The sequence below is a fragment of the Pseudoalteromonas sp. NZS37 genome (assembly GCF_015864265.1).
Lineage (GTDB): Bacteria > Pseudomonadota > Gammaproteobacteria > Enterobacterales > Alteromonadaceae > Pseudoalteromonas > Pseudoalteromonas arctica.
This window is the reverse complement of the sequence record NZ_JADYXL010000002.1, coordinates 157,916-182,491: the sequence shown is the minus strand read 5'-3', so window position 1 is coordinate 182,491 and position 24,576 is coordinate 157,916. Positions and strand designations below refer to the sequence as shown.

The following is a 24,576-nucleotide window of genomic DNA, read 5'->3' as shown; positions in this document are numbered from 1 at the left end:
AAGCTATTTATTTATGACAAACAAAAAAGACGACCTAGGTTCAAAAGACTCACAAAGCAGTTCATCAACACTTGCAGAACAAGTAGAAATAAAAGCCCAGCGTAAGCTAAAAGCAAGGCTTAACTCTCATCAAAAAATATGGTTTGGTTTAGGAATGATGGGCCTTATTGGTTGGTCGGTTGCAGTGCCTACCATACTTGGTGCAAGTTTAGGTGTGTATATCGACTCGCATTATGCCACTGAGCGGTCATGGACATTGGCTTTATTGGTGGCAGGTTTGGCGCTTGGGTGCTTTAACGCGTGGCACTGGATGAGCAAAGAAGACAGCGCGATACATCAAGATCAACACGGTGATAATCAGCAAAAGGATGACGAAGATGCATGAGCTAGTCGGCGTATTAATTATTGTTAGTGTAGGTCTAATGCTTGGTGCCTTATTTTTTGGAGGCCTGTGGTGGACGGTGCAAAAAAGTATGGTATCGACTCACCCAGCGCTATGGGTTGTGCTGAGTTTATTTATACGCATGGCAATTACTTTAAGTGGCTTTTATAGTGTAATGACGAGTGACTTATTATCAAGATCTTGGTTGCAATTACCACTGTGTTTATTTAGCTTTTTGATAGCCCGTTTTATTACCACTTATGTTACCCGTACTGCATCAACCTCTCATTTAGCAAAGGTGACACATCATGCACCTGAGTCCTGATACGGTTATTTATTGGCAAAATGGTTTTTTAAAACTCAATGCAACCATCGTTTTCACTTGGGTTTTAATGTTGGTTTTGGTGATTAGTTCGATATTGATAACCCGTAAGCTTTCAACCACGTTAAAGCGTTCTCGTTGGCAAAATTTTTTAGAAATTATAGTAACGGGGATCACACAACAAATTGAAGACGTAGGCTTGAATGACGCTAAAAAATACCTTGGCTTTTTAGGCACACTGTTTTTATTTTTAGTAACCGCGAGCATGTTTACCATTGTTCCGGGTTATGAGCCACCCACGGCATCGTTATCGACTACAGCAGCACTGGCGCTCACCGTATTTATTGCAGTGCCTTTATTTGGTATCAGTGAACAAGGGCTTGGCAATTACTTAAAATCTTATATGGCTCCTACTTTTATTATGTTGCCATTTAATATTATTAGCGAATTATCACGGACACTTGCTCTGGCTGTGCGGTTATTTGGCAACATGATGAGCGGGGCAATGATCATTGGCATTTTGTTAACCATTACACCCTTTATATTCCCAATCGTAATGACGGCACTGGGTTTGCTTACAGGCTTAGTACAGGCTTATATTTTTACTATTTTAGCCGCCGTTTATATTGCTGCGGCTACGCGCTCAGTAAAACCAGCCAAACAACGAGTTAATTAATCACGTATTTCTACACATCATACTTGGAGAGAACATGGATAGCATGACAATGATAGCAATGGCATCAATCGTTATTTCAGGAATTACAATTAGTTTTGGTTGTTTAGGTCCATCGCTTGGCGAAGGTAAAGCAGTAGCAACGGCATTGAGTGCATTAGCACAGCAACCTGATGCATCAGCAACTATTACGCGCACGCTCTTTGTAGGCCTTGCGATGATTGAATCGACCGCAATATACTGTTTTGTCGTGTCGATGATTCTTATTTTTGCCAATCCGTTTTGGAACTACGCTATCGCACAAGCTGCAGGAAGTTAAACCATGCTAATTGATTGGTTTACAGTTGCAGCCCAAGTGGTTAATTTTTTAATTTTGGTGTGGTTACTAAAACGCTATTTATATAAACCAATTTTGCACGCTATTGATAAGCGAGAAGAGCGCATAGCCGCTGAGTTAGACGATGCTGAAACAGACCAAAATGAAGCACTGGCGGAGCGTGAAAAGTTTTTTCTGAAAAATGAAGAGTTTGAACAACAACGTACACAAAAGATGCAACAAGTAAGCGTGAGTGCTAAGCAAGCAGAGCAAACACTTATGTTAGAGGCGCAAAAAAGAGTCCAAAGCTGGGGCACTAAATATCAACAAAATATAGTAAAAGAGACTGATAATTTAAAGGAGTCTTTAAGTCGAAAAGTTAAGCAAGAGGTATTTGCTATTAGTCGCAAAACCTTAACTGAACTGGCATCAACAACTTTAGAACAACAAATATGTGAGGTGTTTACAGCCCGCTTATATAAGCTTGATGACGACAAAAAAACTACTTTAGCGCAGGCGCTAAATACAAATAGTGAATTTGTACCTGCCTTAATTCAAAGTGCGTTTGAGCTAACTGAACCTCAGCGTTTAGCACTTAAGAATGCTATTAATACTGTGTTTTCAAAAGATATTACCATTAAATTCACCACCGATGAGAGCCTTATCAGCGGGATTGAGTTATGTGTCAATGGACAAAAGCTGGTGTGGAGTATTGACGATTACTTACAATCAATCGAGCAGGAAGTTGATATGCTACTAAAACAAAAAACAGCTCAGCCTACAACTTCTCAACCTGTTGATAAGTGATGAGTAACCTTAGCGAAAACACTCAAAATAAAAACACAAAAATACACAGTTTAACAAACGCGTTTGGTGATGTGTTTAAGCACATTCAGCAAGGGCTAAAAATAGTTAACTCACAATTGAACTTACATGAAGTTGGTATTATTACCAGTGTATCAACGGGTATTGCGAAGGTGTCGGGATTACCTGGCGTTGGCTTTGAGGAACTAATTATATTTCCCGGTAATGTGCTTGGAATTGCGTTTAATATTGATGAAAAAGAAGTTGGTGTTGTGCTTTTAGGTGAATACGCCCACTTACAAGCTGGGGATGAAGTGCGCCGCAGTGGTCGTGTAATGGATGTAGCGGTTGGCAATGCGCTATTAGGGCGAGTGATAAACCCACTTGGCGAGGCACTAGACGGTGGAAGCGTTATACAAACTGAGCAGCGTTTACCAATAGAGCGTCCAGCTGCACCAATTATGGACCGCTCTCCTGTTACTACGCCTTTGCAAACCGGACTTATTGTAATCGATGCAATGATTCCAATAGGGCGAGGACAACGAGAGCTTATTTTAGGTGACAGGCAAACAGGTAAAACAGCTATAGCCATAGACACGATTTTAAATCAGCGAGAACAAAATGTAATTTGTATTTATTGCGCTATTGGTCAGCGGGCATCAACGGTTGCTAAATCAATAGCAATATTACGCGCGCAAAATGCAATGGCTTATACGGTTGTTGTTGCAACAGAGGGTAATGAGCCACCGGGCTTACAGTATATAGCGCCTTACGCTGCAACCAGTATTGCAGAATATTTTATGGAGCAAGGACGTGATGTACTTATTGTATATGACGATTTAACTAAGCACGCAAGAGCTTACCGCGAGTTGTCTTTGTTGTTACGACGACCACCCGGACGAGAAGCATTTCCTGGGGATATTTTTTATATTCATTCACGATTACTAGAGCGTGCGACCCATTTAAATAAAGAACGTGGCGGTGGTTCCTTAACTGCACTCCCCATTATAGAAACCGAAGCTCAAAATATTTCAGCCTATATTCCAACTAATTTAATTTCGATTACCGACGGACAAATTTATTTATCACCCTCATTATTTGCTCTAGGTGTATTACCAGCCGTTGACGTTGGTAAGTCGGTTTCTCGTGTGGGCGGTAAAGCACAGCGTGCTGCATTTCGTGCAGTTGCAGGCGATTTAAAGCTTGCATATGCTCAATTTGAAGAGCTAGAAACCTTTGCTCGTTTTGGCGCCCGACTCGATGATGATACACGGCGTATAATTGAACATGGACGGCGTATTCGAGCGAGCTTACATCAATCTGAATCATCACCTATGCCAGTGCCTGAGCAAATTATGCTATTACTCGCACTCAGTAATGGCTTTTTAGATTCGATTGAGCTGCTAAAAATAAACGACGCAAAAAATATTCTTAAAAAAGCAGTTGCGCAGTTAGACCCTGCTTTGTGTGATAGATTTGATACTGCTAAAAGCTTAAGTGATGACGATCGACAAACAATTGTTGAATTGGCTAAGCGCGTACTTGTTGATTTTGAGTCTGAAAACAAGGCAATAACAACATGAGCAATAGTGCCGCTAATTTACGCCATAAAATAGCCAGTGCAAGTGATTTACAAGGCGTGGTAAAAACGATGAAGGCACTTGCTGCCTCGAGTATTGGGCAATATGAAAAATCGATTAGCTCATTGACCGATTACTACCGGGCAGTTGAGTTAGGATTAAGTGCTAGTTTGCGTGATGACATGTCATTTCAATTTTCACCACAACCCAAAAATATAAATGAAAGCAGAGTGGGTGTGATCATATTCGGCTCAGATCAAGGGTTGGTAGGGCAATTTAATGAAAGTATCACTGACTTTACAATTAAAGCGCTAAGTAACGAGACCCAGCCACCTCTAATTTGGGTAGTAGGCGCACGTGCTGCATCTCGACTTACCGATGCCGGCTTTAATTTAGTAAAAGTATACACAGTGCCAGTGAGTGTTCACGATATAGATACCTTAGTTAGGCAAATTCAAATAGACAGTGAATCAAGCTTAGTTCTTAATCCTGGTTGCCGTGTATTGGTGTTTTATAATCAACCTAAACAAGGCGCGCTTTATGAATGTGTGTCTCAGCGATTACTCCCACTTGACGAGCAATGGCGAGATAATTTTAAAAATATTTTATGGCCAACTAAAGCTTTGCCAGAAGTACTCTGTAAGCACTCTACAACAATAAGGGCATTGATCCGCGAGTATATTTTTATTTCTCTTTATCGTGCATGTGCCGAGTCGTTGGTCAGCGAAAATAGCAGCCGTCTTGGCGCAATGCAACGCGCTGAAAAAAATATTGAAGAGCTACTTGATAAGCTTTCGAGTGAGTTTAATACTCTGCGTCAAAGTACCATTGACGAAGAGTTGAGTGATGTACTTGCAGGTTATGAATTACTAAATAAAATAGACTAGGGGCTGTTGATCTTAGAGGTTGAATTTGAAGCTCTATGTGTTTTTTTAATCAAAACATCGCCTATACAGTGCGGTTATTGACTCTTTGTAACTCGATTTTTACTTATTCTTACAAAAATGTAAGCCATTAGAGTAACGCAGAAGCCGCTACCGAGCCCAATAGGTTACAAATCGCGCACGATTACCCCCCTGTAAATTGAATGAATTTTAATCATGAAATGTCAACAAAACTCACAAGGATAATTTACAAGAAATAAAGCTACAACCTGATTGTAAGTGATTGTTAATTAATGATTAACTGTTGAAGTTGAGTGTTCAAGAGTGGGTAGTGCTTTTTCTTTGGTTTTTTTATTACTTTGAATTGGTACGACTGAGTGGATTCGAACTGCTGGCCCTTGGACAGGGTGATCAAGAGTGGGTAGTGCTTTTTCTTAGGTTTTTTTCATTACTTTGAAGTGGTACGACTGAGTGGATTCGAACTGCTGACCCTTGGACCGGGTGATCAAGAGTGGGTAGTGCTTTTTCTTTTATTTTTTTTATTGCTTTGAATTGGTACGACTGAGTGGATTCGAACTGCTGACCCTTGGACCGGGTGATCAAGAGTGGGTAGTGCTTTTTCTTAGGTTTTTTTTCATTACTTTTAAGTGGTACGACTGAGTGGATTCGAACCACTGACCCTTGGACCGGGTGATCAAGAGTAGGTAGTGCTTTTTCTTTGGATTTTTATTGCTTTGAATTGGTACGACTGAGTGGATTCGAACTGCTGACCCTTGGACCGGGTGATCAAGAGTGGGTAGTGCTTTTTCTTTTGGTTTTTTATTACTTTGAATTGGTACGACTGAGTGGATTCGAACCACTGACCCTTGGACCGGGTGATTAAGAGTAGGTAGTGCTTTTACTTAGGTTTTTTTCATTACTTTGAAGTGGTACGACTGAGTGGATTCGAACTGCTGGCCATTGGACCGGGTGATCAAGAGTGGGTAGTGCTTTTACTTAGGTTTTTTTCATTACTTTGAAGTGGTACGACTGAGTGGATTCGAACCACCGACCCCTACCATGTCAAGGTAGTGCTCTAACCAACTGAGCTACAGTCGTACAATTTTTGAATTCTTAAATAAATTTATTCTGTGATATTAGAATAAATTTGGTACGACTGAGTGGATTCGAACTACTGACCTTTGGACCGGGTGATCAAGAGTAGGTAGTGCTTTTTCCTTCAGATGTACTTTTATTTATTTTACTTAAATTTTGGTACGAATGAGTGGATTCGAACTACTGACCTTTGGACCGGGTGATCAAGAGTAGGTAGTGCTTTTTCCTTCAGATGTACTTTTATTTATTTTACTTAAATGTTGGTACGACTGAGTGGATTCGAACCACCGACCCCTACCATGTCAAGGTAGTGCTCTAACCAACTGAGCTACAGTCGTATTACTTTATTTAAGTAGGTGTTAATTGCTTAACAACGGCGGCTAATATATAGCGTGGCGGTTGGTGAATCAAGCAAGTTTGTTGTTTTTGAGTTTATTTGCCGTTTTTTTATTCATATTGGGCTTATTTCACACGTTTTATAAAATACTTGCCACCAAACCACATGTTTTTTAGCTGAGCTTTTTAGTAAGTTCAGTAAGTTACTTGTCGAGTCCGTTTTGACTAAGTTATTAATTTGAGGGCTTGAGATACTTTCGTTAAACCAAAGCTCATTATAAAGCGGTTGTAGTGCCTCTAGATAACCAGTTAACTGCGCTTGATAGGGCTGAATTTCTTTTAGGTAAAACTTTTGAAATACGTTGCTTATGATTTTTGCGTTTTTATTATTTTTATCCTGTGGGCACAGCGTATTAAAGTTTAATGTTTTTACAAACTGCGTGGCGTTGTTATTTAACACTACCTGCTTGCGGACCGATTGAATGAGTGCCTGGTTAAATTGAAATTTATTAAGCTGCTCGAGTGCACTAAAAATAGAATTGCTATTAATTTCACTAAATTCTTTAGCCTTAATTTGTTGCTTAATGAGTACAAGTTGCTTTAGCGCAAGTACGGTATCACTAAAACCAGCAGGTTCAGTAGTAAGCTCGTTTGAAGTGAGTTGCCAAGTACGATTTAGCTCAGGCTCTTTAAATAGCATGGTGTTAAAAAAGTGCATTAGGTGTGTTTCTTTGTAGTTTTTGGCTGCGAGTATTTTTGTGTAACTAGGACTATTTTTATCAAGCGTGTTTAAGCAAACCTGTGCACTTTTAATAAAGTTTATTTGATATTTTAATTGCCCAGCAGCGCTGGCGGTTTTTCCTAATTGGTTATTGTGCTCACTTATAAGCACGTTAAGCTTACATTGGCTAATGCCTGCAAGCTCAGCAATGCTAAGTGTTAAGTCACTTTGTGCTATTGGGGTAGGCTGCAGTAAGGGGAGTTGCTTGAGTGGCGCAGGCTGTGTTGGGCTTGTATCAACTGTGCTACTTAAGCGTTCAATATAAGTAACGTTTATACTACTTTGTGGTTTGTTGCAGCCAGTAAGCGTTAAAAAACACATTACCAGCAAAGTAGCTGGTAATGTTTTAAGGCTGAGTTTATTAGTTTTGATTGAGTGCATCAATTTTAAGAAATTCATATTTTAGACGTTTTTTTACCGTTAGCATTAATAAAATAGCAGCGACACTAAGTCCCACTATTATCCCAGTCCAGAAACCGTGTGGCCCCATAGCTGGCACAATTATGTCTGTTCTTGCCAATACGTAACCTAAACAAAAGCCGATTAACCAATACGATATAAACGTAATATACGATATAGGCGTGGTGTATTTTAACCCACGGAGTATGCCATTTGCTGCAACTTGAAGTGCATCAGGTAATTGGTAAATACACGCTAAAATCATAATTGATGAAGCCAATGCCATAACAGCGGGGCTGTCGGTATACAGTTGGCTAATTAAATCACGACCGGCAAACGTAATAAGCGCTAAAAATAACGCCACAGCAATGGCTAAAATATAGCTGGTAGAAACCGCAACTTTTAATTGAGTCATGTTCTTTTGGCCGTATAAGTTACCTATACGAATGCTGATAGCGATTGATAGGCTCAGCGGCATCATAAATAGCAATGTAGTTACACTGGCTGCTATTTGATGCCCCGATATAGCTACTGCACCTAAATGCGCTATAAATAGCGGTATACACGCAAATAAAGTAACTTCAAAAAAGGTGGCGAGTGAAATTGGTATACCTAACTTAGTAATAATACCAATGGTAGTGAAATTAGGTTTTTCGAATGATGAAAGCAGGCCTTTAGCATCTACTTTTTTACTCATTTGGCAGTAAGTGACTTGTGCTATTGCCATAACAGTTAAAACAATGGCTGTTGCAATACCACAGCCCGCGCCGCCATAAGCAGGAAAACCAAATAAGCCATTTATGAAAATATAATTTACCGGAATATTAACAGCTAAACCTAATAGGCTTATGTAAAACGCGGGCTTGGTCATTCCCATACCTTCGGTAACGTTTCTGTATACCGTAAAAATTAAAAATCCAAATACACCCCATTTCACAAAGTGAATGTAGTCAATGGCAAGGTTTGCAATTGCAGGCGTTGTATCGAGCTTAAAAATAATAGCATCTGCTAAATGGGCAATTCCAAAGCCTGTAAAGCTCAAAATAGCGGTTAAATAAAGCGCTTGTTGAAAATAGTGGCTAATGCCTTTGCGGTCATCACTGCCAGAAAACTGCGCAATAATACCGGTAAGCGCTAATAAAATTCCTTGAAGGCCAAGTAATAATGGGTTCCATATTCCTGTTGCAATAGACAGTGCAGCTAAGTCAGTAGGGCTAACTTGGCCTGCCATAATTGTGTCGACGACCGACATTAAAATAAGTGTAACTTGCGCTAAAAAAACAGGTAAAGCGAGGGAAAGTAAACGCTTGGCTTCCCAATTGCAAAAGGTCATAAAAACAGCTAGTTGATAAAATAGGGCGTAATTGTAATCTATTGGAGTTTAAATAAAAATCACAGTAGTGAATGATTTTATGAGTTGATACGTTAAACTAGCACTTTGTAATAATTTAAAGTGATTTTATGTTTACAGGAATAGTGCAAACGCAAGCTACGGTGGTCTCTAAGACTCAAACAGACGGTGTTTTACGCTTAGTTGTATCGGTGAGCGATGAGTACGTTAAGCATTTAGATTTAGGCGCAAGTATTGCTATTAATGGCTGTTGTTTAACAGTTGTGCAAGTTGAGCTAAGTAATCACGATGTGGTAGCGCAAGTGCATTTTGATGTGATTGACGAAACCCTAAAGTTAACTAATTTAGGGCTGCTTGAGCTAGGTAGTTTAGTTAATTACGAACGCTCTGTTACGTTTGGTACTGAGCTAGGTGGGCATATAGTGTCTGGGCATATTCATTGTACGTCACAAATTTCTCAAATAGTGAAGCGTGAGAACAACTGCAAAATACAACTCAGTTTGCCAAAAGAGTGGCAAAAGTATGTGTTATATAAAGGGTTTGTTGCGATAAATGGCGCAAGCTTAACCGTGGGCGAAGTTGATGAACAAGGTTTTTGGTTACACCTAATTCCGGAAACGCTCGCCATTACAAACATTGGTGCAGCGCAAGTGGGTGACAAGTTTAATATTGAAGTTGATCAGCAAACTTACACTATTGTAAATACGGTAGAAAACTACTTACGCCATCAGGCTTAAGTTAAAATATTTGTTCGTCGTCACTGTCTACGTGTAGCTCTAATTTATTGTTAGCATGATCTATATGCATATTTAAATGAATTGGGTTACAGCAGGCAGTGCAATCTTCTATGTAGTCTTGATCGCCCATGCTTGCGTCTAAGTCTAAATGTATGTGGTGTCCGCAGTGTGGGCACGTTATTCGTTGTGATAAAAAATCTTTCATAATCACTCCAGTTATAAATAATTAAGTTAGATTCAACTTAATCGCTTACAGATGAACGCCTACTTACTCATTAAATATAGTGCTGAAATGCAGCTTATGACACTTATTTTATACCTTCAAATACCAGCTTTTCTATATGTTGTTTAGCTTCAATAAGATAGTGACCGGCAAAGATGTTAGCGTGATTTAAAATAGGGTATAGCTGGTATATTAACTTACGTTTTTCGTAATCTTGAGAAAGCGGGTAGTGCTGGTTATAGGCGCTATAAAAGTCTTTTGGAAGTGGCGCAAATAGTTCGCTCATTGCAATATCCACTTCCCGATCACCATAATAACAAGCCGGGTTAAATACCGTTGGCTCTGCTTTTAAAAAGCCCATATTTCCTCGCCAAAAATCGCCATGCAGTAATGAGGGCTCAACTTGATGACTATGCAGCTGTTCTTTAACGGCATTAATTAAGCGCTCGGGTTCAATAAAGTTAATGCCTTTTTCAGCGAGTAACTGTAATTGCCACCCTATACGTTCTTCGGCGTAAAATACATCCCATTTTTTATGCCAGCGATTAGGTTGTATGGTAGTGGCTATGTAGTTGTCTACATCAAAACCAAACATGGCTTGGTCGTGTTTTTGATGCATTTTAGCGAGGCTGCTTCCCATAGTTTCCCATGTGTTGTGGGGTTGTTTATCTAAAACAAGCCACTGTAAAACAATAAACGAAAACTCTATATTTGCACCGGTTGTAATGCATTCAGGGACTTTAAAATTACTATTTTGCGCTAAAAGCTTTAAGCCAATAAATTCACTTTCTAAACGCTCGAGTTCGCTTTTTAATGCTATTTTAACGAAGAAGTTATGCGTACCATTGGTAATATGAAATAGTTTGTCGGTATTTGTACTTTGTAATTGGCGTTTATAGGTGTGTTTAAAGTCAAAATTAATGGCTTGGCTGATGTGCTCATTTACTGTTTTCCACATAACAATTGCTCGCCTTTTAAACAGATACTTAAACTATGGCAAAAAGGTATTAATTTAACAATCTAAACGTTGTAAAATTAATGACTATATTGCATAAAAATTACACTTACTGTAATGGAGTAAAAATGAACAAAAGTTTAATAACCAATTTGCTAGCGGGTTTATGTGTTGTTGTAGGTTTTATGTTTAACCAAGCAATTGTGTTATCAGTTGGTTTATTTGCACTTTCTGGCGCGGTAACTAATTTATTAGCGATTCATATGTTGTTCGAAAAAGTCCCTTTTTTATATGGCTCAGGCGTTATAGCGCTTAAGTTTGAAAGCTTTAAAATCGCAATTAGAAACTTAATATTAACGGAGTTTTTTTCAGAGCAAAAAATTAATAATTTACTTAATAAAGCGCAGCCCAATATCGACTTTGAGCCAATAATTAGCAATGTTGATTTAAACCCTGCATTCGACAATTTGTTAGAGGTAATAGAGCAATCTCAGTTTGGTAGCATGCTTGGGATGTTTGGCGGCACAGCAGCAATAGAGCCAATGCGTGAAAAGTTTATTGAAAAAATGCAATTGTCGCTTAGTGAGATTTCCCAAACTGACGACTTTAAAGCATTAGTAAGCCAAACACTTTCACAAGGTAATAGCGCAGAGAGCCTACATAAAACGGTGCTTAAACTAGTTGATGAGCGCTTAGATGAGCTTACCCCAAAAATGGTTAAAGAGATTATTCAAACCATGATCCGCGAGCACTTAGGCTGGCTTGTTGTGTGGGGTGGTGTGTTTGGTGGCTTGTTTGGTTTAATAGCGGCCGTGATTTAAATATAACTACTGATACCAATTAAAAAAATAATCATTTTATCGCATTAAATAGCGCACTTACTGCGTTAAAAATTGTTCGTGTACGAGTGCATGGATGCAAGAGATAGAGCAATGCAGGGAGTAATTAGTGATAGCAACTACACGTTATAATTTCGCCTTGTTATTGCGCTACTTTATTAGCGCAATAATAGATTACTAATTTAATGTAATTGGTATGACTTATTTTTTCAGGCTGTTATTATCGCCCCCATAATTTAGTCGTGTTTTTTAGGAGCAACGGTGAGCAAAACGTTAGCCAGTTATTATCAGCAAGCATACGCTTGCGATCAGCAGCATTTTAACCAGTGTTTTTATTGTGGCTGTGAAGCGACAGAGCGCGACCATTGTCCGCCCCTGCATATGCTGCAAAGCATTGTTGATTTAGGTGAAGAGGCTGACTTTATATCTATTGCGGCTTGTTATGAGTGCCATGCACTTTTACATAACGAAAGGCTGATGACGATTGATGAGCGCTTTACTAAAATGAAAAAAAAGCTTGCCACTAAATATGCAAAACCACTGCGTGTTTATAACATGTGGGAAGAAAACGAACTTGGCGACATGAGCGATGAGTTTGCCCATAGTATTCAAGCGGGTATGAAATTAGGAAAAGAAGCCGCTGAGCGTTTAGCGTTTACTGGTTTTAGCTATGCCACAGAAGATGCCAAAGTAGCAGTACGTGAAAAAACAAAAGAGTTTGATGTAGAAGGCATGATATTTACCGACTTTAAAGAGGCGCTAAATTACTGCATTAATGATTTAAACGTACAAAAAAGTGACTTTTATAAAATTTTGGTTGAAGACTACCAAGGGGATTTTAATAAAGCGCTAAGCCAGTATCGTCATCGTCATGACAAAGTGACAGCGGCTAAAGACGGTAATACAATTATTAAAGATTTTTCTAAGTTACATAAGCAAAACTCTGATTTTGTAACGCGTACGGTTAAGCACTTTATTAGTAAAGATCCATCGCTTACAACCGAAGGTGCGCTTGAAAAGTTGTATAACAATTATATAAAGAAATAATTACAGATATTCATCTTAATTAACTGCGTTTTCACCTGTTTTTTTGGCTTTATTCCTTAGCTTTCGCTAAAGTAGCAAAAAAACAGGAGATCCAAACAACATGCAAAAATTTGCACCTTCTTTATTAGCAGTTGGCTTAGCTGCTGCACTTGTAGGTTGCCAAGAAAACGGCCCGCAAGACGATAAAATAACAATCAACAAAAATCCTTATCCAAGCACTTATCAACCCGTTTCTACATCAAGCACACTTATTACAAATGCAACAGTACTTACAGGTACTGGTGAGCGTTTAGATGAGGCTGATGTATTACTTGTTGACGGCAAAGTACAACAAGTTGGTAAAGACTTAACTGCTACTGCTGATATTACAATTGATGCACAAGGCAAATGGGTAACACCGGGTATTATTGACGTACATTCACATTTAGGTGCATACCCAAGCCCGTCGGTTGAGTCGCATCAAGATGGTAACGAAATGACCAGCCCTAACACTGCAGAAGTGTGGGTTGAGCATTCTGTTTGGCCACAAGATCCAGGCTTTAATCGTGCACGCGAAGGCGGCATTACTTCTCTGCAAATTTTACCAGGCTCAGCTAACTTATTTGGTGGACGCGGCGTTACGCTTAAAAACGTCCCTGCACACACTATGCAAGGTATGAAATTTCCAGAAGCACCCTATGGTTTAAAAATGGCGTGTGGTGAAAACCCTAAACGTGTTTATGGTCGTCAAGGTGTATTGCCTTCAACCCGAATGGGTAATATGGCAGGTTATCGTATGGCGTGGGCTGAAGCCGCTGAATACAAACGTGCATGGGATAAGTACGATGCCGATTATGAAGCAGGTTTAAACCCAGAAGCACCAGTACGTGATATTAAACACGATACGCTTCGTGGTGTGCTTGAAGGCGAAGTACGTATTCATAATCATTGTTATAAAGCTGAAGAAATGGCAATGATGATTGACCTGTCAAAAGAATTTAATTACGACGCGGGTACATTCCATCACGGTGTAGAAGCATATAAAATTGCTGACCTACTTGCCCAAAATGGTTCGTGTGCTGCACTTTGGCCAGACTGGTGGGGCTTTAAAATGGAAGCCTACGACATGGTTCAAGAAAACGTAGCTATTGTTGATGCTGTTAAAAATTCATGTGCAGTTGTTCACTCAGATTCAGATACTACTATTCAGCGCTTAAACCAAGAAGCTGGCAAGGTTATGTACCGTGCTAACGAAAATGGTTTTGATATTTCTGAGCAACACGCTATTAAATGGATCACTGCTAACGCTGCTAAGTCGTTAGGTATTGATGACAAAACAGGTTCACTAGAAGCGGGTAAGCAGGGCGATGTGGTTATTTGGAATCAAAGCCCATTTAGTATTTATGCTAAAGCTGAACAAGTGTTTGTTGATGGTGCAAAAGTTTACGATAGAAACGACAGCGCGTATCAAGCAACAAGTGATTTTATGTTAGGTCAACAATAAGGAGCACCCAGAATGAAAAATTTATCACGTTCGTTTTCGCTTTCTCTGGTTGCTGCAGGATTATTAGCATCTGGTGCTGTAAGCGCACAATCGCTAGCAATTATTAATGCAACATTGCATACGTCATCTGATCAAGGTGTATTAGAAGCGGCAAGCATTGTAATGACAGATGGTAAAATCACAGCGATTAACCCAACTGAAATTAAAGTAGATCAAATTATTGATGCAAAGGGCCAAATTGTGACCCCTGGCTTTATTGCAAGTATTAATCAACTTGGTTTAGTTGAAGTAAGTGCAGTTGCGGGCTCTCGCGATGCAGGCGAGGAAAAAGCCAGTATTGATTTTGACGTAAGTCTTGCTTACAACGCACATTCAAGCTTAATACCTTACGCTCGTAAAGGCGGTGTAACACGCGATGTCATTACCCCTCATGGCGGCGATAGCATTTTTTCAGGCCTTGCAAGTGTTGTTGATTTAAGTGGTAGTTTTGACAGCGACATGCAAAAACAAGCGGCTTTAATTGTTTACTTAGGTGAGCGCAGTAAAGGCTCTCGTGCTTTTACTTTGCAAACACTGATTAATAAACTTGATGAGCACAAAACTAAAGCTGGTAAAAAAGCTAAAAAAGATGACGACAAGCCAAGTACTGAAGACAAAGTAATGGCAAAAGTACTCAGTGGCGAAATGCCATTAGTGGTTGGCGTATCACGTGCGGCAGATATTATTGAGCTTATTAAAGTAAAAGAGCAATTTGGTATTAACTTAGTACTTAACGGCGCACAAGACGCTGTTGTAGTAAAAGAGCGCGTTGCTAAAGCAAATATCCCAGTAATTATTAGTGCAATGGACAGCTTACCAGCAAGTTTTGATTCGCTTCATGCGAGTTTAGATAATGCAGGTGTGCTAGAAAAAGCAGGCGTTAAAGTATTATTAACGGTAGGTGGTGATGCAAGTCACAACATTTATCAGCTGCGTTTTGATGCTGGTAATGCAGTATCGTATGGTATGAGCCAAGAAGGTGCGTTAAAAGCGGTTACATCAAACGTTGCTGATGTATTTGGCATTAATGCAGGTAGTCTTGAAGTAGGTAAAGCTGCTGATGTAGTAATGTGGAGTAATGACCCGTTTGAACTAAGCAGCCACGTGAGCAAAATGTTTATTAATGGGGTTGAGGTATCTACACAATCTCGCCAAGATAAACTGCGTGACCGTTATATGACAGATTCAAAAATGCCACGTGCATATACTAAATAATTAATAAATTAATTATTCAAAGGCCGCTATTTTATAAATAGCGGCCTTTTTGTTTGTAAAATTTAGACATAAAAAAGCCGCTTACTTTTACAAGTAAGCGGCTTTTAAATTTAAACCAATATTTATACTAATTTAGCAAGAATATCGTTAAATGTAGTGCTTGGACGCATCGCTTTAAAGGCTGCATCATCGTTAGGCTGGAAGTAACCGCCTAAATCAACTGCAGGGCCTTGCGCATCGTTAAGTTCACTTACGATTTGTTCTTTATTAGACTCAAGGTCGCTAGCAATTTGAGTAAACTGTGCTTTAAGTTCACTGTCATCATTTTGCTTAGCAAGTTCTTGTGCCCAGAATAAAGATAGGAAGAAATGAGAACCACGGTTATCAATTTCTTTCACTTTACGTGAAGGAGACTTGTTTTCTGCTAAGAAAGTACCAGTCGCTTTATCTAGTGTATCAGCAAGAACTTGTGCCTTGTTGTTACCCGTAGTTACGCTTAGGTGCTCAAGAGATGCAGCAAGTGCTAAAAATTCACCTAAAGAATCCCAACGTAAGTGGTTTTCTTTTTCGAATTGTTGAACATGCTTAGGTGCAGAACCACCTGCGCCAGTTTCAAATAATCCACCACCGTTCATAAGTGGAACAATTGAAAGCATTTTAGCACTCGTACCTAGCTCTAAAATTGGGAATAAATCTGTAAGGTAATCACGTAAAACGTTACCTGTTACAGAAATAGTGTCTTTACCTTCTTTAATACGCGCTAGTGAGAACAATGTTGCTTCAAGCGGTGCTAAAATTTGAATATCTAGGCCAGCTGTATCGTGATCTGGTAGGTATTTATTTACTTTTTTGATTAGCTCTGCATCATGTGCACGGTTTTCGTCTAACCAGAAAATAGCTGGAACGCCTGTTGCGCGTGCACGATTTACTGCAAGCTTAACCCAATCTTGGATTGGTGCGTCTTTAACCTGACACATGCGCCAAATATCGCCTTGCTCAACACTGTGCTCAAGTAATGTATTACCATTTGCATCAACAACACGGATAGAACCATCTGCTTTAGCTTCAAACGTTTTATCGTGTGAACCGTATTCTTCAGCTTTTTGAGCCATAAGGCCAACGTTAGGTACGCTACCCATAGTTGTTGGATCAAACGCGCCATTCACTTTACAAAAATCAATAGTTGCTTGGTAAATACCTGAGTAACAACGATCTGGAATTACAAAGCTAGTGTCTTGTAATTTACCATCGTTATTCCACATTTGACCGCTTGAACGGATTGCAGCAGGCATAGACGCATCGATGATCACGTCACTTGGTACGTGTAGGTTTGTAATGCCGCGGTCAGAATCAACCATAGCAATAGCAGGGCGGCTAGCGTAAACAGCTTGAATGTCTGCTTCAATTTCTTCGCGCTTAGCATCGTCTAATGTTTGAATTTTAGAATATACATCGCCTAAACCATTATTTACATCAACACCTAGCTCTTCAAAAAGCTTACCGTGTTTAGCAAATACATCTTTGTAGAATACTTTTACAGCGTGACCAAAGATAATTGGATCAGATACTTTCATCATTGTCGCTTTCATGTGAAGCGAGAATAAAACACCTTTTTCTTTAGCAGCGTCAATTTCAGCAGCTAAGAAAGCTTGAAGCTTAGAAGCGCTGATGCTTGATGCATCAATAACTTCGCCAGCTAAAAGAGGCGTGCTTTGTTTAAGTACAGAAACGTCGCCGTTAGTTGCAACATGTTCAATACGTACATCAGTGGCTGTATCAACAGTTACTGATTTTTCTGAACCAAAGAAGTCGCCTTCGCTCATGCTTGCAACATAAGACTCTGAATCTTTGCTCCACGCACCCATTGAATGCGGGTTGTTACGTGCATATTCTTTTACAGAACCTGGTGCGCGACGATCTGAGTTACCTTCACGTAGTACTGGGTTTACTGCACTGCCTTTGATTTTGTCGTAAGCAGCTTGAATTGCTTTTTCTTCATCATTTTTAGGTTCAACAGGGTATTCTGGAAGAGCGTAACCTTTTGCTTGAAGCTCTTTAATTACAGCGCGAAGCTGTGGTACAGATGCACTGATGTTTGGTAATTTGATGATGTTTGCTTCTGGTGTTTTAGCAAGCTCGCCAAGTTCAGCAAGTGCATCACCAATGCGTTGTTCTTGTGTTAAATAATCAGGGAAGCTAGCAATTACACGACCTGCTAATGAGATATCGCGAGTTTCAACTTCAACACCGGCCGCATTTGTATATGCTTGGATGATCGGTAGCAACGAGTAAGTTGCTAGTGCCGGAGCTTCGTCCGTTTTTGTATAGATAATTTTTGATGTCATCATCATTCCTAGATAGTAGACCGAAAAGGTCTTATTCAACAATGCAAAGAAAATCATTACTAATGAGTGAGTACATATTATTAAACAAGTTAATGAATACATACGCTCGTAATGAATAGTTTGTTAGGTGTTGGTACTCAGCGTTGCTCTTTTATAAAAGCAGAATAGTCACACCTGACGAACTGGAATTGTATTTATAGCTAAAAAATTAACAAAAATAAATCAGCCTTTAGCCTAGTACATATAAAAGAGGCGACAAGTTGGATTAGTTGCTGCGTTAATACGCAATTTTTAGCACCAAGAGTGTAACAAGCTTAAATAAAAAGGGCTAGAGGTTGAGCATGCCCAATAAGCAGTTAAACAATCAACTCTTAGAACATTGGGGTATATAAAATAAATTCAAGGAAAAGGGTTGAATTTGAATGAAAAGAGGCAATAAATAGGGGAGAAGAGATAAGTTAGTATGCTTAAGGAATTAAGCGAGGATCTTAAAAGGTCACTCGCTTTAGTCGAACAAAACAATAGTCACTCAATAATGTCACCATCTGGGGCTATATTTTTAGCGTGTAGACCTTTAGGTCCTTGTTCTAATTCGAATGTTACATCTTGACCAGCTTTAAGCGTTTTATAACCGTCCATTACAATTGTTGAGTAATGAGCGAAAATATCATTCTCGCAGCCGTCTTCTACGATGAAACCAAAACCTTTAGCGTTGTTGAACCATTTAACTTTACCGCAAGCCATACTTCTACATCCTTCAATAAGTTGACTAATTTAGTTATTCTAAATTGTATTATTTGCTAGACTGACTAAGGTTTAATCAATCTACGTTTGACTGTAGTTTATTTAGCCAACCAGTCAAGTGTTTTGAGTTATTTTTTTAACATTTTATTTATTTTTTATTCAAGTTTGCTTGAGTTACAAAGACAAGACTATATTTAATTATGAGTGGTATGAAAGATTCAGGTGTTATCGATACAGTTCGCGACAGCGAAAAGCAAAAGCTACAGCCGCCGCGAAAATATAAAGTTGTTTTAAATAACGACGATTACACGCCGATGGACTTTGTAATAGAAGTTTTAACGACGTTTTTTAATATGGATAGCGATAGAGCAACCGACGTGATGCTTCAGGTTCATGAAAAAGGTAAGGGTATATGTGGTGTTTACAGCGCCGACGTAGCCCACACCAAAGCTGAACAAGTTAACCGCTACGCGCGTGATAACGAGCATCCACTGCTTTGTAGTTGTGAGCAGGAATAAATACCAATTTAATACAATTGGTATAAATACCAATTAGGGTGATCAAACATCCGATTGTTGTGGTATAAATTATTATCTCAGTAAGGGGTTGCCAATGCTAAACAAAGACTTAGAACTCACATTAAATGCCGCGTTTCGTGAAGCGCGCACTCGCCGTCATGAGTTTATGACCGTAGAGCACCTTTTACTTGCGCTGTTAGATAATCCTTCTGCAGGAGAAGCCCTAAATGCGTGTGGTGTTAATATTTCTGGTTTAAAAACCGAATTATTAGAATTTATTGACGAAACAACACCCGTCATTCCAGATTTAGAAGAAGAGCGTGAAACTCAGCCAACACTTGGCTTTCAACGTGTATTACAACGCGCTGTGTTCCATGTGCAATCGTCAGGTAAAAATGAAGTCACTGGCGTGAATGTGCTAGTTGCTATTTTTTCTGAGCAAGAAAGCCAAGCTGTATATTTACTTAAAAAGCATGATGTATCGCGTTTAGACATCGTTAACTTTATTTCGCATGGTATTTCTAAAGCAGATGATGAATTAGGCAACGACAGCGACGATATTCATGATGAAGTGCAAGAAGTTCAAAATGAAGAAGCAAGCAAGCTAGACAGCTTTACAACTAACTTAAACGTTCAAGCTCGTGAAGGTAACATTGATCCACTGATCGGACGCGACAGCGAAGTAGAGCGCACGGTACAAGTATTGTGTCGTCGTAAAAAGAATAACCCATTACTTGTTGGTGAAGCGGGCGTTGGTAAAACAGCAATTGCTGAAGGCCTTGCGTATCGCATTGTTAATAAGCAAGTACCAGAAGTAATTGCAGATGCTGTTGTGTACTCGCTAGATATGGGTGCATTGCTTGCGGGTACTAAATACCGTGGCGACTTTGAAAAGCGCTTTAAAAGCTTACTAAAAGAGCTGCAAGCTGAGCCAGGCTCTATTTTATTTATTGATGAAATACATACCATAATCGGTGCCGGCGCGGCGTCTGGTGGTGTTATGGACGCATCAAACTTGCTTAAACCACTCCTTTCAAGTGGTAAGCTACGTTGTATGGGTTCAACAACTTACAACGAGTATAAAAATATTTTTGAGAAAGACCGTGCATTAGTACGTCGCTTTCAAAAAATTGATGTACTTGAGCCAAGTGTTGCCGATACCACTAAAATATTAAATGGATTAAAAGAGCGTTACGAAGAGCACCATGGTATTCGTTACACTCAAAAAGCATTAAAAGCAGCTGCAGAACTCAGTGCTAAATACATTAATGAGCGTCACTTGCCAGATAAAGCAATTGATGTAATTGATGAAGCCGGTGCAAGTCAGCGCCTGCAACCTAGCTCTAAACGTAAAAAAACCATTGGCGTGGCAGATATAGAACTAATTATATCTAAAATGGCACGTATTCCTGCGCAAAGCGTCTCGTCGACAGATAAAGAAACGCTTAAAAACCTAGACCGTAATCTTAAAATGCTCGTGTTTGGGCAAGATCAATCTATTGACGCACTTACATCAGCTATTCGTTTATCTCGCTCTGGTTTATCGAGCGAAGAAAAGCCAGTAGGTTCGTTTTTGTTTGCAGGGCCTACCGGTGTGGGTAAAACAGAAGTAACTAAGCAACTTGCTAAATGTATGGGTGTTGAGTTTATTCGTTTTGATATGTCGGAATATGTAGAGCGCCATGCAATAAGTCGACTAATTGGTGCTCCACCAGGGTATGTTGGTTTTGAGCAAGGTGGTTTATTAACAGAAGCGGTTATTAAAAACCCACATGCTGTTGTACTTTTAGATGAGATTGAAAAAGCGCATCCAGACATTTACAACATTTTGCTACAGGTTATGGATCACGGTACGTTAACCGATAATAACGGCCGTAAAGCTGACTTTAGAAATGTAGTGGTTGTAATGACTACCAATGCGGGCGTTCAAGAAACTACGCGTAAGTCGATTGGTTTTACAGAGCAAGATCATACGCACGATGCAATGGGTGCAATTAATAAAGTATTTTCACCAGAATTTAGAAACCGTTTAGATAACATCATTTGGTTTAATCACCTTGAACGTGAAGTTATTTTACTGGTGGTTGATAAGTTTATTGTGGAACTGCAAGCGCAGCTTGATAAAAAATCAGTTAACCTTGAGCTTACGTCTAAAGCACGTGAGTGGTTGGCAGATAAAGGCTACGATAAAGCAATGGGTGCACGTCCAATGGCACGTGTTATTCAAGAAGAGCTTAAAAAGCAATTAGCTAACGAAATACTGTTTGGTGAACTTGTTGATGGCGGTACGGTTAAAGTATCAGTTAAAGACAAGAAGATTCGCTTTGATTACGAGAGTAATTTAACACCAGCGTAAAACGTTAATTAAATAATTTAGTTAAATAAAATGGCCCGCTACATAATAGCGGGCCATTTTTTTGCCCTTTTTATAGGCAACAAAAAACCCAGCAAAAACTGGGCTTTTTGTTTATTAAATGTAATTGCTAGTCAATGTCTATCAATTACATTTAATAAACGCTTAAAGCTAGTAAAACACTAGCCAAAAACTAAATCTCGTTTACGCACTTACTTAGCGAGCACGGAATACGATACGACCCTTTGATAAATCGTAAGGAGTCATTTCTACCGTTACTTTATCGCCGGTTAAAATACGGATATAGTTTTTGCGCATTTTGCCTGAAATATGAGCCACAACTACGTGACCATTTTCTAGCTCAACTCGGAACATTGTATTTGGTAAAGTATCAAGGACTGTCCCTTGCATTTCGATTACGTCTTCTTTCGCCATGTTTAGCGTAACACCTCTTTAATAGTTAAACGCTGCAGATTTTGCCCAAAATACTCCAATAAGTAAAGGCGCAGGGGCTATATTTGCAAATTAAATAGCCACCCACTCATCATTGAGCTGTTTTTGAGCAGGTAAAAACTGAGTTTTGTACTTCATTTTGTCGCATTCATCAATTTGATAGCCCAAGTACACGTATTGCTTATTTTGCTCTTTAGCAAACTTTAGCTGCTCTAATATCATCACAGAGCCTAAACTATAGTGTTCAAAGTCGGGATCAAAAAAGGTATAAATTGCAGAAATAGCGCTATTCATACAATCAGTTACGGCAACTGCGACTAAGGTATCTTGGTACCACAGTTCAATAAATGTGATCTTGAGCCAACTACAAAGCAAAAAACTTTGAAACTGTTCTTTTTCAGGAGGATACATACTTCCATCCTGATGGCGCATCGTTATGTACTTGCTATAAAGTGGATAGTACTCAGGTCGCTCTTGCGTTGAATATTTTACCTCAAACTGTGTTTTTGCTTTGTTTAGTTTACGTTTTTGCGATTTTGAGGGCATAAAGTCTTGTGCTAATACACGTACAGAACTACATGCGCTGCATATTGGGCAGTGCGGACGGTATATTTGGTTACCACTGCGACGAAATCCCAAGCCTAATAATGACTCAAATTTGTCGGTGCTGTAGCAACTGGGATCAAGAATAACTAAAAGTTGCTCTTGTCTGTTGGGTAAATAGCTACAGTCAAACTCTTGGGTTAAACCAACACGTGCAGGAAGTTGCTCATTCATAGATTGCGTCAAGTTCTTGTGGCTCCCACATAATAGGGTTAACAGTATAGTTATGTGCCGCTTTTAGTTTAGTCAAAAATGTGGAACGGGGGATTACTTTTGCACCTAGGGTCATTAAATAAGGGTTTTCTAACTGGCAATCAATAAAATGTGCATTATGGCGTTTAAGCCAATTTACCAGTGCCCACATAGCAAGCTTAGAGCAATTGGTTTGATGATGAAACATGGACTCGCCACAAAAAACACCATTTTGCATAATGCCGTATAAGCCACCTGCAAGCTCTCCGTTACTCCACACCTCTAAACTATGTGCAATGCCAGCATTGTGTGCATTAACGTAAGCGTCGAGCATGTCAGAGGTGATCCAGGTGCCATCGGTATCAAGGCGTTGATCGCGACAGGCTTCTATCACCTCTTCAAAGGCATTATTAATGGTTACTCTTACAGGGTGCTTTTTTAAATGCTTACGCAAGCTCTTACTTATATGAAAATCATTAAGCTCAAAAATGCCTCGCTCGCTGGGAGACCACCACATAATAGGCTCATCTTCACTAAACCAAGGGAATACTCCGCTTTTGTAGGCATTACTTAGGCGAGGTAAACTCAAATCTCCGCCAATTGCTAACAAGCCATCAGGGGATTCTAATGCGTATTCCGGATTGGGGAATGCTATATCGTTTTCGCTTAATTGGTATAGCTGATTTCTCATACAGTACTTATTTTATAATTGATCGTAAAAGTGTAACTATATTTTAGGCATAAAAAAAGGGCTGAATAATCAGCCCTATAATAATTTATTTAATTGCTTATAAATTATCTAAGAAACGCTCTGCATCAAGGGCAGCCATACAGCCTGTACCCGCAGATGTGATTGCTTGACGATAAATGTGGTCAGACACATCACCTGCAGCAAAAACGCCTTCTACGCTTGTTTGAGTTGCGTTACCGTGAAGACCAGACTCTACAACTAAGTAGCCATCTTTCATTTCTAGTTGACCAACAAACATATCAGTATTTGGCTTGTGGCCAATAGCAATAAATACGCCTGCTAAATCTAGCTCTTCAGTTGCATCAGAGTGTGCATCTTTAATACGAACGCCGGTTACGCCCATTTGGTCGCCTAATACTTCGTCAAGCGTGCGGTTGTAATGCATTACAACGTTACCGTTTGCTGCTTTTTCAGCAAGGCGGTCAGCAAGTATTTTTTCACTGCGGAAACTATCACGACGATGAATAACATGTACTTCGTCAGCAATGTTAGATAAGTAAAGCGCTTCTTCAACCGCTGTATTACCACCACCAACAACCGCTACTTTTTGACCTTTATAGAAAAAGCCGTCACACGTAGCACATGCCGAAACACCACGGCCTTGGAAGTTAGTTTCAGACTCTAGGCCTAAGTATTTAGCAGAAGCACCCGTTGCAATGATTAATGCATCACATGTGTAAGTACCTTGGTCGCCAGTTAGTGTGAAAGGGCGCTTAGATACATCTACTTTATTGATGTGATCGAATATGATTTCAGTTTCAAAGCGCTCAGCGTGCTCTTTCATACGATCCATTAACGCAGGACCTGTTAAACCGTGTGCATCACCAGGCCAGTTTTCAACTTCAGTGGTGGTTGTTAATTGGCCACCTTGTTGAATGCCTGTAATTAAAACAGGGTTTAAATTTGCACGTGCTGCATATACTGCGGCAGTATAACCAGCTGGGCCAGAGCCTAAAATTAGTAGCTTACAATGTTTTGCTTCAGTCATTATTTTTCCTAAACGTTTAATACGGTGTTCAATATGCTCATTAATGCGCTTGATTCTAAGAAAAACAAGGCAGATGTAAACAAAATCCGCGATTATTTTTTTTATCAAATCGAAAAGCTGTGCAGTATTGTGTACTAGAGCTCTGTGCTTTTACAGTTAAAATGCCTA

At 39.5% G+C, this 24,576-nt stretch carries 24 protein-coding genes and 2 tRNA genes; 14 read left to right on the top strand and 12 right to left on the bottom strand.

The features are described 5' to 3' along the window. Nucleotides 1-13 precede the first annotated feature (13 nt). The 7 genes from I6F47_RS04290 to I6F47_RS04260 are packed head-to-tail and all read left to right on the top strand — an operon-like array spanning nt 14 to nt 4,964. Nucleotides 14-385, top strand: coding sequence for an AtpZ/AtpI family protein (locus I6F47_RS04290; protein ID WP_197183390.1), 372 nt, complete (start codon nt 14-16; stop codon nt 383-385). Next, entirely contained in the window at nt 378-707 is a 330-nt protein-coding gene (locus I6F47_RS04285) for an ATP synthase subunit I (RefSeq protein ID WP_197117602.1), read from the top strand. Before I6F47_RS04290 ends, I6F47_RS04285 begins: the two co-directional genes overlap by 8 nt. Beyond that, nucleotides 691-1,380: a F0F1 ATP synthase subunit A gene (locus tag I6F47_RS04280; RefSeq protein WP_010552605.1), complete on the top strand. Its 690-nt coding sequence runs from the start codon at nt 691-693 to the stop codon at nt 1,378-1,380. Before I6F47_RS04285 ends, I6F47_RS04280 begins: the two co-directional genes overlap by 17 nt. 34 nt (nt 1,381-1,414) lie before the next feature. Next, nucleotides 1,415-1,696: a F0F1 ATP synthase subunit C gene (locus I6F47_RS04275; protein WP_010552606.1), complete on the top strand. Its 282-nt coding sequence runs from the start codon at nt 1,415-1,417 to the stop codon at nt 1,694-1,696. A gap of 3 nt (nt 1,697-1,699) precedes the next feature. Further along, nucleotides 1,700-2,500 (top strand): F0F1 ATP synthase subunit delta, encoded by an 801-nt coding sequence (locus I6F47_RS04270; protein ID WP_197183389.1) that lies wholly within the window; start codon nt 1,700-1,702, stop codon nt 2,498-2,500. After that, nucleotides 2,500-4,080 (top strand): alternate F1F0 ATPase, F1 subunit alpha, encoded by a 1,581-nt coding sequence (locus tag I6F47_RS04265; RefSeq protein WP_197183388.1) that lies wholly within the window; start codon nt 2,500-2,502, stop codon nt 4,078-4,080. The genes I6F47_RS04270 and I6F47_RS04265 overlap by 1 nt, the downstream gene beginning before the upstream one ends. Beyond that, nucleotides 4,077-4,964, top strand: coding sequence for a F0F1 ATP synthase subunit gamma (locus I6F47_RS04260; RefSeq protein ID WP_024594207.1), 888 nt, complete (start codon nt 4,077-4,079; stop codon nt 4,962-4,964). The genes I6F47_RS04265 and I6F47_RS04260 overlap by 4 nt, the downstream gene beginning before the upstream one ends. Before the next feature lie 1,018 nt (nt 4,965-5,982). On the opposite strand, the gene I6F47_RS04255 is transcribed toward I6F47_RS04260, so the two are convergent. The 4 genes from I6F47_RS04255 to I6F47_RS04240 form a co-directional block, all read right to left on the bottom strand. Then, nucleotides 5,983-6,059 (bottom strand) — tRNA-Val (locus I6F47_RS04255). 258 nt (nt 6,060-6,317) lie between these two features. Continuing rightward, a tRNA-Val gene (locus I6F47_RS04250) sits at nt 6,318-6,394 on the bottom strand. A gap of 113 nt (nt 6,395-6,507) precedes the next feature. Beyond that, nucleotides 6,508-7,554, bottom strand: coding sequence for a DUF3080 family protein (locus I6F47_RS04245; protein ID WP_442960273.1), 1,047 nt, complete (start codon nt 7,552-7,554; stop codon nt 6,508-6,510). Further along, nucleotides 7,535-8,905: an MATE family efflux transporter gene (locus I6F47_RS04240; protein ID WP_007585131.1), complete on the bottom strand. Its 1,371-nt coding sequence runs from the start codon at nt 8,903-8,905 to the stop codon at nt 7,535-7,537. The genes I6F47_RS04245 and I6F47_RS04240 overlap by 20 nt, the downstream gene beginning before the upstream one ends. Nucleotides 8,906-9,033: 128 nt before the next feature. Between I6F47_RS04240 and I6F47_RS04235 the strand changes: the two genes are divergently transcribed. After that, the gene (locus I6F47_RS04235; RefSeq protein ID WP_101217813.1) at nt 9,034-9,660 is read left to right on the top strand and encodes a riboflavin synthase subunit alpha; all 627 of its coding nucleotides are present in this window, start codon (nt 9,034-9,036) and stop codon (nt 9,658-9,660) included. A gap of 1 nt (nt 9,661) precedes the next feature. Here the strand turns inward: I6F47_RS04235 and I6F47_RS04230 are convergent, their stop codons facing one another. Continuing rightward, complete coding sequence (locus I6F47_RS04230; protein WP_008166246.1) at nt 9,662-9,865, bottom strand: CPXCG motif-containing cysteine-rich protein; 204 nt, start codon at nt 9,863-9,865, stop codon at nt 9,662-9,664. Nucleotides 9,866-9,968: 103 nt separating this feature from the next. Continuing rightward, nucleotides 9,969-10,841, bottom strand: coding sequence for a fructosamine kinase family protein (locus tag I6F47_RS04225; protein ID WP_197183386.1), 873 nt, complete (start codon nt 10,839-10,841; stop codon nt 9,969-9,971). 125 nt (nt 10,842-10,966) lie between these two features. On the opposite strand from I6F47_RS04225, the gene I6F47_RS04220 reads away from it, so the two are divergent. The 4 genes from I6F47_RS04220 to I6F47_RS04205 all read left to right on the top strand — a co-directional run bounded on the left by I6F47_RS04220 (nt 10,967) and on the right by I6F47_RS04205 (nt 15,461). Beyond that, nucleotides 10,967-11,659, top strand: a complete 693-nt coding sequence (locus I6F47_RS04220; protein ID WP_024607611.1) for a hypothetical protein — start codon at nt 10,967-10,969, stop codon at nt 11,657-11,659. Between the two features lie 279 nt (nt 11,660-11,938). Next, nucleotides 11,939-12,724: a hypothetical protein gene (locus tag I6F47_RS04215; protein ID WP_024590332.1), complete on the top strand. Its 786-nt coding sequence runs from the start codon at nt 11,939-11,941 to the stop codon at nt 12,722-12,724. Between the two features lie 100 nt (nt 12,725-12,824). Continuing rightward, the gene (locus tag I6F47_RS04210) at nt 12,825-14,207 is read left to right on the top strand and encodes an amidohydrolase (protein WP_197183385.1); all 1,383 of its coding nucleotides are present in this window, start codon (nt 12,825-12,827) and stop codon (nt 14,205-14,207) included. A gap of 12 nt (nt 14,208-14,219) precedes the next feature. Next, nucleotides 14,220-15,461: an amidohydrolase family protein gene (locus tag I6F47_RS04205; protein WP_197183384.1), complete on the top strand. Its 1,242-nt coding sequence runs from the start codon at nt 14,220-14,222 to the stop codon at nt 15,459-15,461. 122 nt (nt 15,462-15,583) lie between these two features. Here I6F47_RS04205 and I6F47_RS04200 read toward each other — a convergent pair whose 3' ends face one another. Both I6F47_RS04200 and cspD read right to left on the bottom strand, forming a co-directional pair. Beyond that, entirely contained in the window at nt 15,584-17,806 is a 2,223-nt protein-coding gene (locus tag I6F47_RS04200; RefSeq protein WP_197183383.1) for an NADP-dependent isocitrate dehydrogenase, read from the bottom strand. A 525-nt stretch (nt 17,807-18,331) separates the two neighbouring features. Then, nucleotides 18,332-18,550, bottom strand: coding sequence for a cold shock domain-containing protein CspD (gene cspD, locus I6F47_RS04195; RefSeq protein WP_002962500.1), 219 nt, complete (start codon nt 18,548-18,550; stop codon nt 18,332-18,334). A 209-nt stretch (nt 18,551-18,759) separates the two neighbouring features. Here cspD and clpS point away from each other — a divergent pair, with 209 nt between their 5' ends. Continuing rightward, complete coding sequence (clpS, locus tag I6F47_RS04190; RefSeq protein ID WP_007585109.1) at nt 18,760-19,068, top strand: ATP-dependent Clp protease adapter ClpS; 309 nt, start codon at nt 18,760-18,762, stop codon at nt 19,066-19,068. Nucleotides 19,069-19,162: 94 nt separating this feature from the next. After that, a complete protein-coding gene (gene clpA, locus I6F47_RS04185; RefSeq protein ID WP_007585108.1) occupies nt 19,163-21,424 on the top strand; it encodes an ATP-dependent Clp protease ATP-binding subunit ClpA in 2,262 nt (753 codons plus the stop codon). A gap of 213 nt (nt 21,425-21,637) precedes the next feature. On the opposite strand, the gene infA is transcribed toward clpA, so the two are convergent. The 4 genes from infA to trxB form a co-directional block, all read right to left on the bottom strand. After that, complete coding sequence (gene infA / locus I6F47_RS04180) at nt 21,638-21,856, bottom strand: translation initiation factor IF-1 (protein ID WP_002962494.1); 219 nt, start codon at nt 21,854-21,856, stop codon at nt 21,638-21,640. Between the two features lie 90 nt (nt 21,857-21,946). Beyond that, on the bottom strand, nt 21,947-22,651 hold the full coding sequence (locus I6F47_RS04175) for an arginyltransferase (RefSeq protein ID WP_197183513.1): 705 nt from the start codon (nt 22,649-22,651) through the stop codon (nt 21,947-21,949). After that, the gene (gene aat, locus I6F47_RS04170; RefSeq protein ID WP_024594164.1) at nt 22,644-23,360 is read right to left on the bottom strand and encodes a leucyl/phenylalanyl-tRNA--protein transferase; all 717 of its coding nucleotides are present in this window, start codon (nt 23,358-23,360) and stop codon (nt 22,644-22,646) included. Before aat ends, I6F47_RS04175 begins: the two co-directional genes overlap by 8 nt. Before the next feature lie 97 nt (nt 23,361-23,457). Next, a complete protein-coding gene (gene trxB, locus I6F47_RS04165; protein ID WP_008168643.1) occupies nt 23,458-24,408 on the bottom strand; it encodes a thioredoxin-disulfide reductase in 951 nt (316 codons plus the stop codon). Nucleotides 24,409-24,576 lie beyond the last annotated feature (168 nt).